12 protein-coding genes are annotated in these 11,328 nt (G+C 70.9%); 5 read left to right on the forward strand and 7 right to left on the reverse strand.

The features are described from left to right. Positions 1–79: 79 nt before the first annotated feature. The 3 genes from purB to ABZU75_RS42120 all read left to right on the forward strand — a co-directional run bounded on the left by purB (position 80) and on the right by ABZU75_RS42120 (position 3,368). Positions 80–1,510 carry an adenylosuccinate lyase gene (purB, locus tag ABZU75_RS42110; protein ID WP_350929855.1) on the forward strand — a complete coding sequence of 477 codons (1,431 nt, stop codon included), beginning with the start codon at positions 80–82 and terminating at the stop codon, positions 1,508–1,510. Between the two features lie 14 nt (positions 1,511–1,524). Continuing rightward, the gene (locus ABZU75_RS42115; protein WP_355567622.1) at positions 1,525–2,274 is read left to right on the forward strand and encodes a GNAT family N-acetyltransferase; all 750 of its coding nucleotides are present in this window, start codon (positions 1,525–1,527) and stop codon (positions 2,272–2,274) included. Between the two features lie 68 nt (positions 2,275–2,342). Then, positions 2,343–3,368: a DUF4037 domain-containing protein gene (locus tag ABZU75_RS42120; RefSeq protein ID WP_355567625.1), complete on the forward strand. Its 1,026-nt coding sequence runs from the start codon at positions 2,343–2,345 to the stop codon at positions 3,366–3,368. A gap of 16 nt (positions 3,369–3,384) precedes the next feature. On the opposite strand, the gene ABZU75_RS42125 is transcribed toward ABZU75_RS42120, so the two are convergent. After that, a complete protein-coding gene (locus ABZU75_RS42125) occupies positions 3,385–3,696 on the reverse strand; it encodes a DUF3817 domain-containing protein (RefSeq protein ID WP_355567628.1) in 312 nt (103 codons plus the stop codon). Between the two features lie 272 nt (positions 3,697–3,968). Between ABZU75_RS42125 and ABZU75_RS42130 the strand changes: the two genes are divergently transcribed. Then, positions 3,969–5,891 carry an ABC transporter ATP-binding protein gene (locus tag ABZU75_RS42130; protein WP_355567631.1) on the forward strand — a complete coding sequence of 641 codons (1,923 nt, stop codon included), beginning with the start codon at positions 3,969–3,971 and terminating at the stop codon, positions 5,889–5,891. A 210-nt stretch (positions 5,892–6,101) separates the two neighbouring features. Here the strand turns inward: ABZU75_RS42130 and map are convergent, their stop codons facing one another. Then, positions 6,102–6,869: a type I methionyl aminopeptidase gene (map, locus tag ABZU75_RS42135; RefSeq protein ID WP_355567634.1), complete on the reverse strand. Its 768-nt coding sequence runs from the start codon at positions 6,867–6,869 to the stop codon at positions 6,102–6,104. 66 nt (positions 6,870–6,935) lie between these two features. On the opposite strand from map, the gene ABZU75_RS42140 reads away from it, so the two are divergent. Continuing rightward, positions 6,936–7,190, forward strand: coding sequence for a helix-turn-helix transcriptional regulator (locus ABZU75_RS42140; RefSeq protein WP_355567638.1), 255 nt, complete (start codon positions 6,936–6,938; stop codon positions 7,188–7,190). 47 nt (positions 7,191–7,237) lie between these two features. Here the strand turns inward: ABZU75_RS42140 and ABZU75_RS42145 are convergent, their stop codons facing one another. The 5 genes from ABZU75_RS42145 to ABZU75_RS42165 all read right to left on the reverse strand — a co-directional run bounded on the left by ABZU75_RS42145 (position 7,238) and on the right by ABZU75_RS42165 (position 11,022). Beyond that, a complete protein-coding gene (locus ABZU75_RS42145; RefSeq protein WP_355567641.1) occupies positions 7,238–8,332 on the reverse strand; it encodes a tyrosine-type recombinase/integrase in 1,095 nt (364 codons plus the stop codon). Positions 8,333–8,705: 373 nt separating this feature from the next. Further along, the gene (locus tag ABZU75_RS42150) at positions 8,706–9,128 is read right to left on the reverse strand and encodes a hypothetical protein (protein ID WP_355567644.1); all 423 of its coding nucleotides are present in this window, start codon (positions 9,126–9,128) and stop codon (positions 8,706–8,708) included. Continuing rightward, complete coding sequence (locus ABZU75_RS42155) at positions 9,125–9,379, reverse strand: hypothetical protein (RefSeq protein WP_355567647.1); 255 nt, start codon at positions 9,377–9,379, stop codon at positions 9,125–9,127. The genes ABZU75_RS42150 and ABZU75_RS42155 overlap by 4 nt, the downstream gene beginning before the upstream one ends. A 359-nt stretch (positions 9,380–9,738) precedes the next feature. Next, positions 9,739–10,200 (reverse strand): hypothetical protein, encoded by a 462-nt coding sequence (locus ABZU75_RS42160; protein ID WP_355567650.1) that lies wholly within the window; start codon positions 10,198–10,200, stop codon positions 9,739–9,741. Between the two features lie 264 nt (positions 10,201–10,464). After that, a complete protein-coding gene (locus ABZU75_RS42165) occupies positions 10,465–11,022 on the reverse strand; it encodes an HIT family protein (RefSeq protein WP_355567653.1) in 558 nt (185 codons plus the stop codon). Between the last annotated feature and the right edge of the window lie 306 nt (positions 11,023–11,328).

Genomic DNA, 11,328 nt, shown 5'->3' on the forward strand with positions numbered 1-11,328 from the left:
CCTGACCCGCCCGGCCCGCCCCGCCCGGCTCGAACCCCTGGGCGGGGCGGGCCGGGCGGGCGGAATATACTGACGCAACGTGACTGCCAAGCCGCGTATCCCCAATGTCCTTGCCGCCCGCTACGCCTCACCGCAGCTGGCCCGCCTGTGGTCTTCTGAGTACAAGGTGGTGGCCGAGCGGCGCCTGTGGCTGGCCGTGCTGGCCGCGCAGGCACGGCTGGGGGTGGATGTCCCGCCCGAGGCGGTGGGCGACTACGAGAAGGTCGTCGAGCACGTCGACCTGGAGTCGATCGCCGCCCGCGAGCGGGTCACCCGCCATGACGTCAAGGCCCGCATCGAGGAGTTCAACGCGCTGGCCGGGCACGAGCAGGTGCACAAGGGCATGACGTCCAGGGACCTGACCGAGAACGTCGAGCAGCTGCAGATCCGCGACAGCCTGGTGCTGGTGCGAGACCGGTGCGTGGCGCTGCTGGCGGGACTGGCGGCGCTGGCGGCCGAGCACTCACCGCTGGTGATGGCCGGGCGCTCGCACAACGTGGCCGCGCAGTCCACGACGCTGGGCAAGCGTTTCGCCTCGGCCGCCGACGAGCTGCTGGTGGCGTTCGCCCGGCTGGAGGAGTTGATCGGCCGCTACCCGCTGCGCGGCGTCAAGGGGCCGGTCGGCACCGCCCAGGACATGCTGGACCTGCTGGGCGGGGACGCGGCCAAGCTGGCCGCGCTGGAGGACGAGGTGGCCGCGCACCTGGGGTTCGCCCACCGGCTGACCAGCGTGGGACAGGTGTATCCGCGCTCGCTGGACTACGAGGCGCTCACCGCGCTGGTGCAGCTGGCCGCGGCGCCTTCCTCGCTGGCCAAGACGATCCGGCTGATGGCCGGGCACGAGCTGGTCACCGAGGGGTTCGCCCAGGGGCAGGTCGGTTCTTCGGCGATGCCGCACAAGATGAACACCCGCTCGTGTGAGCGGGTCAACGGGCTGACGGTGATCCTGCGCGGGTATGCGTCGATGGCCGGGGAACTGGCGGGCGACCAGTGGAACGAGGGCGACGTCTCGTGTTCGGTGGTGCGCCGGGTGGCGCTGCCGGACGCGTTCTTCGCGTTCGACGGGCTGGTGGAGACCATGTTGACGGTGCTGGGGGAGTTCGGCGCCTTCCCCGCGGTGATCGCCGCCGAACTGGAGCGCTACCTGCCGTTCCTGTCCACCACGAAGATGCTGATGGCCGCGGTGCGGGCCGGGCTGGGCCGCGAGAGCGCCCATGAGTTGATCAAGGAGCACGCGGTGGCCTCGGCACTGGCCATGCGCGAGGGCGCCGGCGGCAACGAACTGCTCGCCCGCCTGGCGGCCGACGAGCGCTTCCCACTGGACCGGGCGGCGCTGGAGGGCCTGCTGGGCGAGCCGATCTCCTTCACCGGCGCGGCCACCTCCCAGGTGGCAGCGGTCGTGGCCCGCGTGGAGGAGGTCGTGACCCGCTACCCGCAGGCGGCCGCCTACCGGCCCGGGGCGATCCTCTGAGCCGCGCGCCGAGGGTGCTGCGCGAGGTGGCCGAGGTGGCCGCCGCCTGCGCCGGCGACCCGCTCGTGCTGTGGGGTGCCCAGGGGATGGTGCAGGGCGTGCGGGCCTGGGCGCTGGGGGAGGCGGTCGCGGTGGCCTGTCCCGATCTCAACCGCCGCGACCGCCTGACGGTGTGCGGCGAGCCCGAGCAGGTGGCCGCGCTGGTGGAGTGGGTGCTGGGGCGGGTCGGCCCCTCCTACCGGATGGTGGGCACCCGGGCACTGGTAGGGCAGGTGGTCGCCCGCTCACCGAGGCTGCGACTGCTGGGCACCTTCGAATGGATGGACACCCGCCGGCTCAGCCCCGTCCTCAACGCGGGACCGGGGCGGGCGCGGTGGCTGAGCCCGAAGGAGGAGGGCGAGGTGAGCGCCCTGCTCGCGGCCGCGGCGCCCTCCTCGTGGGCGGCGCCAGGGGTGGCCGGCGTACGCCGCTGGGCGGGCGTGCGCGACGAGGACGGCGCCCTGGTCGCGGTGGCCGCCGACGCCTGGTCCTGCCCGCAGGTGGGCTTCGTCGCCGGGGTCGCCACCGCCGCGCGCCGCCGCGGCGCCGGGTACGGCGAGGCGGTGTGCCGCCTGGCGCTGGGCGACCTGCTTACCTCGCACGGCCGCGCCGCGCTGATGGTCGACACCGCCAACCACACCGCGCTCGCCCTGTACGGGCGGCTGGGCCTGCGCCTTCGCCCGCTGGCCGCCGCGGCCCTGGACGGTGCCTGGGACGGTGCCTGAACCCGATCCCCGGGCAGGGGCGGGAAAACCTGGTGCGGGCCGAGGTCCGGGCGGGCAGAGTGGACGAAATGATGTCTGGTTTCATACCTGGTCTGGAGCTTTCTCGTACTTTCTACACCCAGGTCGTGCGGCCGATCGTGGCCGAGGTGCCGCACAGTGCCGCGCTGATCGGCGCCGGTTCCGAGGTGTTGGCGTTCGACACCGAACGCTCCACCGACCATGACTGGGGTCCCCGGGTGGTCCTCTTCGTCGAGGAGCACCGGATCGAGCAGGTCCGCCGCGCCGTCACCGGCGGGCTGCCGGAGGTTTTCCGCGGCTATCCCACCGCCGTGACCGGTGCCGGTGGGCACGGTGTGCAGGTCGGTGAGGCGGCGGCCTGGTTCACCGGGCGGCTCGGCTTCGACCCGCTGCGGGGGGTGAGCATGCTGGACTGGCTGTCGACCCCCTGGCAGAAACTGGCGGAGGTCACCTGCGGGGAGGTCTTCCACGACGGCCTGGATGTCCTGGAACGCGTCCGTGCCGCGCTGCGCTGGTACCCGCCGGATCTGGAGCGCTACGTGCTGGCCGGGCAGTGGAGGCGCCTGGCTCAGCAGGAGGCCTTCCCCGGGCGGTGCGGGGAGGTCGGCGACGACCTGGGCTCGGCGCTGGTCACCGCCGATCTGGCCCGCGATCTGATGCGCCTGGTGCTGCTGCTGCGCCGCCGCTACCCGCCGTACGCCAAATGGCTGGGCAGCGCCTTTGCGCGCCTGTCGGGTACGGCCGAGCCGGCAGAGGCCCTGTCGGCGGCGGTGTCGGCCACCGGGTGGCACGAGCGCGAGGAGCACCTGGGGGCGGTCTACCGGCGGGTGGCGGCCCTGCACAACCGGATGGGGGTGGGCCCGGCGCTGGAGGGGAGCCTGCGGGCGTATCACCGGCGGCCCTTCCAGGTCATCGACGCCGGCCGGTTCGCCGACGCCCTCAGCGGCGCCATCACCGACGCCCGGGTGCGGGCGCTGCCTGCGGTGGGGTCGATCGACCAGTTCGGCGACTGCGTCGACCTGCTGGCCGATCCGCGGCGCTGCCGGGCGGCCACCCGCGCCATCCTGGACCTGTGAGGTCAGGCGGGAGGGGTCAGACGGTGGCCGGTTCGCGGCGGGCGAACATCCGCCGCTCGAACCACAGCGTGGCCAGTGGCGGCACCGCGCACACCAGGCCGACGAGGAGTGTGCCCAGGCTCCAGCGGGCCTGACGGGCGGCGACCAGCAGCGCGACCAGGTAGAGCACGAACAGGGCGCCGTGCACCGGCCCGAAGATCTTCACCCCGAGATCACCGGTGGCGGCCACGTACTTGAAGTACATGCCGATGAGCAACCCCGTCCACGAACACGCCTCGGCGAACGCCACGTAACGGAACAGACGCAGGGTGAGCGGCAGAGTCGGCACAGCGAAGTACACCTCTCCCAAAAAGGGTGATCCGGAAAGGGGATATCCGGGTGGATCGGACAACGGTCTTCAGCCTAGGGGGGCGCAGGGCCGGTCGGTGCGCCGGGGGAGCACAGGCGTCGCCGAAAGCGCCCGGAACACCACGGCCCTTGACCTCAACTTAAGTTCAGCTTTTAGGGTCGTGCTGTGACCGCGCCGGTGCTCTCACCCCAAGAGCGCGGGAAACGCGGGAACCCAGGAACCCAGGAACCCAGGAACCATGGTGGTGTGTGATGAGCATGGAAATGGCCGCCTGGCATTCGCTGTACGGCGCGATGAACGCCCAGCGCGACCGGCGGCCGTTCTCGGCCGCCACGTTGCGGCGCATCGCCGCCTTCGCCCGCCCGCACCGCGCCCTGCTGGCCTGGTTCCTGCTGCTGAGCGTCGTCTCGGCGGTGCTGGCGGTGGCCACCCCGGTGCTGGCCGGGCAGGTGATCGACGCGATCGTCACCGGCGCCGCGGTGGGCGTCGTGACAGGACTCGCCGGGCTGATCGCGGTGATCGCGCTGGCCGAGGCGGCGCTGGGCCTGGTGACCAGATGGATGTCGGCGAACATCGGCGAGGGACTGATCCTGCGGCTGCGCGGCGCCGTCTTCGACCACGTGCAGCGCATGCCGGTCGCCTTCTTCACCCGTACCCGCACCGGCGCACTGGTCAGCCGGTTGAACAGCGACGTCATCGGCGCCCAGCGCGCCTTCAGCGACACCCTGTCGGGGGTCGTGGGCAACCTGGTCACCCTCACCCTGACCCTGGCGGTGATGATCGGCATCTCCTGGCAGCTGACCGCGCTGGCACTGGTGCTGCTGCCGGTGTTCGTGCTGCCGGCCCGGCGCGTCGGCGCCCGGCTGGCACGGCTGGAACGCGAGGCCGCCGACCACAACGCGGCGATGAGCACGCAGATGACCGAGCGCTTCTCCGCGCCCGGCGCCACCTTGGTCAAGCTGTTCGGCCGCCCCGAGAGGGAGTCGGCCGAGTTCCTGGCACGGGCACGGCGGGTACGTGACATCGGGGTACGCACCGCGATGGTGCGCTCGGTGTTCGTCACCGCCCTCACCCTGGTCTCGGCGCTGGCACTGGCCCTGGTGTACGGCCTGGGCGGCTTCTACGCGCTGAGCCGGCAGCTGGAGCCGGGCGCGGTGGTGGCGCTGGCATTGCTGCTGACCCGCCTGTACGCGCCGCTGACGGCGCTGGCCGGCGCCCGGGTGGAGGTGATGAGCGCCCTGGTCAGCTTCGAGCGGGTCTTCGAGATCCTCGACCTGAAACCCCTCATCACCGACAGGCCGGACGCCAAGGCGGTGCCCGAGGGGCCGGTGAGCGTGGAGTTCGACCAGGTCGGTTTCGCCTACCCGTCGGCAGAGAAGGTGTCGCTGGCCTCGCTGGAGGAGGTCGCCACCCTGGACGCGCGCGGCGGCGAGGCGGTGCTGCACGAGGTGTCCTTCCGCGCCGAGGCCGGGCAACTGGTCGCGCTGGTGGGATCCTCCGGAGCCGGCAAGTCGACCATCGCGCAGCTGCTGGCCCGCCTGTACGACGTCGACAGCGGCGCGGTACGGCTGTCGGGGGTGGACGTGCGCGAGCTGTCGGCGGCCTCGATCCGCCGGACACTGGGCATGGTGACCCAGGACGGGCACCTGTTTCACGACTCGATCCGGGCCAACCTGCTGCTGGCCCGGCCGGACGCCGCACCCGAGGAACTGTGGGATGTGCTGCGGCGCGCCCGGCTGGCCGACCTGGTCGCGGCGCTGCCCGAAGGCCTGGACACCGTGGTCGGCGAGCGCGGCTACCGCCTCTCCGGCGGTGAGCGCCAGCGGCTGACCATCGCCAGGCTGCTGCTGGCCCGGCCGCGGCTGGTGGTGCTGGACGAGGCCACCGCGCACCTGGACTCCACCTCCGAGGCCGCGGTGCAAGAAGCCCTGGCCGAGGCGCTGGCCGGGCGGACCGCACTGGTCATCGCCCACCGGCTGTCGACGGTCCGCACCGCGGACCTGATCCTGGTCGTCGAGAAAGGGCGCGTCGCCGAGCGCGGCACGCACACCGAACTGCTGGCCGCCGGCGGCCGCTACGCGCAGCTGTATCGCACCCAGTTCGACCAGCGGACCGCCTGCTTCGAAGACCTGGAAGACGGGCTCGGGGAGTTCTCCGCCGTACCCGCCCGCTGAGCCTCGCCTGCGCCACGCCGGGCAGGGCGCCGGGCAGGGGCACGCCGGCGGCGAGGTCACGTCGATGACGGCCCTGCCGGTCAACCGAAGGCGACCCCGGCGGACTCTCCCGCTCGCCACGGCAACCGGTGGGGGAGCCGCCGGCCTGCCCTGAGGGCCCGCCCGGCCCCGCCGACATCGATCAGACATCGACGCCGTACGCCCGCGCCCTCAGGGCAGGGTCAGCACGCGCGGCCCGTCGGCGGTGACGGCCACCGTGTGCTCCACGTGCGCGGCCCGGCTGCCGTCGACGCTGGACAGCGCCCAGCCGTCGGGGGCGGTCAGGTAGCCGTCACCGCCCCCGGCGACGAACATCGGCTCGATCGCGAGCACCAGGCCGGGCCGCAGCACCAGGCCCCGCCCGGCACGTCCCCGGTTGGGCACGTGCGGGTCCTCGTGCATGGCCCGGCCGATGCCGTGACCGCCGAAGTCCTCGGGGATGCCGTACCCGGCCGCCCGCCCCGCCGCGTGCACCGCGTGGCCGATGTCACCCAGGCGCCCGCCCGGCACGCACGCGGCGATCGCGGCCCCCAGCGCGGCACCGGTCACCGCGATCAACTCCAGGTCACCGGGACGGGGCGGGCCGACGACGAAGCTGATCGCCGCATCCCCGGCCCACCCGTCCAGGTAGACACCGCAGTCGACGCTCAGCAGGTCACCGGGGCGCAGCCGGTAGCCGCCGGGGATGCCGTGCACGATCACGTCGTTGACCGAGGCGCAGATCACCGCGGGAAACGGAGTCGGCGCGAAACCGGGCTTGTAGCCCAGGAACGCCGACTTGGCTCCCGCGCCGGAGATGACGGCCGCGGCCACCTCGTCCAGCTCCAGCAGGCTGACACCCACCCGCGCGTGCTCGCGCACCGCCTCCAGTGCCAGCGCCACCACCCGGCCGGCCTCGCGCATCGCGTCCAGCTCGGCCACGGTCTTGATCTCCACCATGCGTCACACTCCTGATCCCCCAACACCTGTAGCGGTATTATTATCACGCTTGCTAGGATCATGCGCATGGTGCGACCCCCGCTGACCGAACTTGACCGCGAACGAGGCCACCGCCTGGGCACGCTCCTGCGCCAGGCACGCGGCACCCGCAGCATGACCGAGGTCGCCGCCGCCGCGGGCCTGTCCGCCGAAACCCTCCGCAAGATCGAGACAGGCCGCATCCCCACCCCGGCCTTCTTCACCATCGCCGCGCTCGCCACCGCCCTCGAGGTCTCCCTGGACGTCCTGGCCGAGGTGTGCGCCGGCGAACGCGCCGCCTGACCCCGCCACCACCGGCGGCAACGGAAAACAACCCCGCCCGGCGCCGGCTATGCCGACGCCGCGGGCCCGGACCTTTGCACCCCCTCGGCGGAGACCGATCCCGTCGCACCCGCGCCGCGGACGGCCGGGCCGCGCAGCAACGGATGCGAACGCATCGCCACCTCCAGCTCCCCGGGCAGCTCATCGCGGTAACGCCCCAGCGTCGCCAGATCACTGTGTCCCAGAACCCGTCGCACCGCGTCCATGTCCACCGCGTCGGCCAGCAGATGAGTGGCCGTGGTGTGCCGTAACCCGTGCGGCGTCACCGAACGACGCCGATCGGGATCCACCCCCCGCTGCACCCGGTCGATCACCGCCTGCACGTCCCCGCGCGCCAGACGCCGGCCCCGCCACGACAGCAGCAACGCCTTGTCGGGGGAGGCGATCCGCCCCCGCGCCAGATAGGCCTCCAGTACCAGCGTCACATCACCGGGCAACGGCACGTCCCGCGTCTTACCGCCCTTACCGAAGATCCGCCAGTAACGCACCCCGTCGTTGGTGTAGAAGTCCTCCACATTGGCCCGCACCAGCTCCGAGACCCGCGGCCCCATCGTCGACAGCATCAGCACGATCAGCCCGTCGCGCAACTCGGTGTTCTGATCACGACGACGCCTGCGCCCCGAGCCCGCCGCCTCCTTCGCCGCCACCCCCTGCGGGCCGCCGCCCAGGTCACGCGCCGCACCGATCAGCCCCTGCGCCTGCTCGCGGGTCAGTGCACGCCGCTCCGGCCGCAGCCCCCCGCGCTCCTTGGCCGTGACCGTCGCCATCGCCATCGGATTGACCTGCACCCACCCGACCAGCACCGCGTGCTTGAACAACGCCGACACCGACCGCCGAAACCGCGCCTGGGAGGAGGCGGACTGCAACGCCCCCGAGACGGCCTCCGGCTGCGAGCGCCGCCGCCCGTCCGGCTTGCGCGCGAAGGCCAGCAGAACGGCATCCACCTCCTCACCCGTCAGATCATCCAAAACCACCTCCTCGCCCACCAGCTGCACAAAGGTGGTTACATCACGCGCGTACACCTCCGCTGTCGACATCGACAACGCACCGGTCAGGGTCCTGGCCCGCACCAGCTCCACATAACGGTCGGCGCACTCACCCACACTGAGACGATTCAGATCAGCCGGCCGCATGATCCCGACGACACCCCTTTCGCGCCCGGACCGCCCTGAAACGGCCACTCACCTCGCACCGGCACCGGTAGGGACGAGGCCACGAAACGGCGACGCGGAAAACCACCGCCCCGCGCACGCCCGTCCTGCCCACCAGATCACCGATCATGTCCATCCCCCACGGTAAACGAATGCCCGCGTCCGGGCCGCCCCTCAAAGAAGACCGGGCACGGTATCGACCACGCGGCCTTTCGCCGAGCGTCTGCAGCGCGCCCGCAGCAGGGATCGGGCCAGGAGCCCGAACGGTCACCGGAGGAATCGGGGGAGCGGAGCCTTGAGCCGTCTCGCCACCTTCCCTCGCCCGCTATGGCCAGTTGACCGGGATGCGCGGACACAACCGCCGATAGGGCTGCGCGTCACGGGCGATGATGCGCCAGTCGGTGACATTGCCGATCGCGGTGACCCGCGTGGAGGCCGAGTGGGCGGTGTGGGCGGCGGCAAGGGAGACGGCCTCGCGCTCGGCCGCCATGCCGCCGATGATGAGGGCATCGTCGGCGTCGAGCACGTCAACGTGCTGGGCGATCATGTAGAGAAGGCCGTGCAGACGCTCGCGAGCCGGAACGGTGAGCGCCTGGCGGGAGGCCTCGGCGGCCGCGACGGCGGACACGACAATCGGGTACCCGCGACGGACGGCCTCGCCGATGATCACTTCAATCTCGATGTCCTTGCTCAGCCAGTCGTTGAGGGCCGAGTGGTCCAGGACGAGGCCGGTGTCGAAGAACCTCACGGACGGTGGCTCTCCTCGATCCGGTCGAACATGGTGCGGACACGGGCGAGGACGTCGCCGGGGGAGTCGTCGAGGTCGTGGCCGACGAGTTGCCGCCAGGCGGTCATGTGGCGGTCACGCTGGAGTTTCTCGGTGACGGCTTCGCCGATATAGGCGGATACGGTGACGCCGTACTCGTCAGCGGCCTCTTTGAGCTGGTCCGCCTGCTCCTTGGTGTGGGAGAAGCTGGTCCGCTTATCCTTAATGTGCATACGTTCACTCTATAGAGTGCATACCTCTGGTGTCAGGTGCGAACCGCCGTCTCCTCCGGGCAAGGGGAGGGGAAAAATCCGTACAGCCGCCAGGATGGTGACACCACGCGCCGGAGGCGGGCCTGCGGGTTCATCGCACGCCGTGGCCACGGCGGGGGAGCGGCCGCGCACGGATGTCGTTCACCACGCGTCCCCGTGATGGGAGCCGCCAGATCGGTTCACCATTCCGGGAAGCCCGCCAGTTCGTTCGCAGCCGTCTCCAGCACCACATCGACGCCGTTTTCAACCATGTTCCGATAAGCCGAATCACCTGCCGCCCCAGGTCCTCTCATCGAATCCGGGCCATCGACGGTGTTTGCTCAGAAGGTGCCTCTGATCCCCTCCGCAGCTCTGGCGGTCGCAGCAACGTGCTCGTCGGCGGTCATGCCGAGGTTGGGGGAGTGCCGGTTGAGGTCATGCTGGTCGTCAGCCCACTGCTGGTAGTCCCGCCGAACGGTGAGCTCGTCGGAGTCGACAATGCGGGCGATATCGGCCCAGGTGACCCCGGCCAGCAACGCGTGGTGGACGTTGGCGGGATGGCGCACGGTGCGTGCGATGCACTCCGCCAGCGCCAGCAACTCGATGTGCTCGGCCACGGTGAGCGCAGGACGGTCATCGGCTCCATGCCGGGCGGGATCATAGATTCCTCGGGCCACCAGCTCAATCCGGGCGCGAGCCGACGCGTGCTTGGCGGCCAACTCGTTGTAGCGCTCCAGCTGCTGACTGACGGGCATGTCGTAGCGAGCGTCGCGCCAGGTCGCGATGTGCTCAGGCATGGTCATGACGACTTCTCCAGGACGGTCGGGTTCGGCTTCAAGGGATCTCGATAGGTAGTCCGGCCCGGGACCCAAGAGCGCTTGTGAAGATCGCGAGTCGGCAGGCCACCGCCGCCACTGACCGCGCCCGAAACAATGTCCAACCTTCCCCATGCCGAGGAGAGGCTCGACGAAGCCGCCGACCAGGGCCGTAGCGAACCGGGGCAGAATACGACGCAACACGGACGCGTGGTCATCCCAGTCAGGAACCTCCCAGGTGCCTGGTGAAGGTCACTCGTCTCCGCCCGCCTCGGCCAAGGCCGCGCGGAGACGCTCAGCGAGATCGAAGGCCCGCTGTGCCGACCAGGGGATCACACCGTTCTCGGTCATCAGGGCATGATACTGCTGCTCCGCGTAAGGAGTCCCGGGCGGCAGCGGGGCGATGTGCCAGTGAAGGTGGCTGTTGCCCTGCTGACTGCCCAGCGAAAGCAGATAGGTGCGCTCGGAGGGAACAACCGCCTCAACAACCAGAGCGATCCGGCGAACCGTCCGCATCAACTGTAGATATGCCTCCTCCTTGAGGTCACGGACCACGTGCTCGACATGTGCCTTAGGAGCCACCAGGACCTTGCCGGGCATCGTGGGGTAGCGGTCCAGGAAGGCGATGTGGTGCTCATCCTCGAAGACGATCTGTTCAAAGTCGTAACCGGGGGCGCCCGCCAGAATGGCGCAGATGAAACAAGGACCGCTCTTGGCCCGCTGAACGTAACCGGCGAGATCGAACGCTTCTTTCCGCTCGGCTTCTGGAGCCAGGACGGGCAAGTCCTCATCGGAGGAACACAGACTCATGATCGCCACCATAGGCCAGGGCAGGACTGGATCAAGGGGAACGCAGCCATAGTGATCATCTTGAAGCGGCCGGCGATCTGCCGGCCCCGGGTTACGGAGAACAGACCCTATCCGGGGCGACGGCGTCGACCTGTCCGGTAAGGGCGAACACGGTGGTCCGCGCAACACGCGAGGCCGGACCTCCCTGAGGGACGGGACCCGGCTGACCTGGCGCGTCCCCCTCACCTGACGACCGGCGCTGCACCGGTAAGAACCCGCAAGGCCCCGTACCTCCGCACGCGTCAACACTCTCCGGCCCCGGCCGGT

It is taken from the genome of Streptosporangium sp. NPDC005286, from assembly GCF_040607515.1.
Taxonomy (GTDB): Bacteria; Actinomycetota; Actinomycetes; order Streptosporangiales; family Streptosporangiaceae; genus Streptosporangium.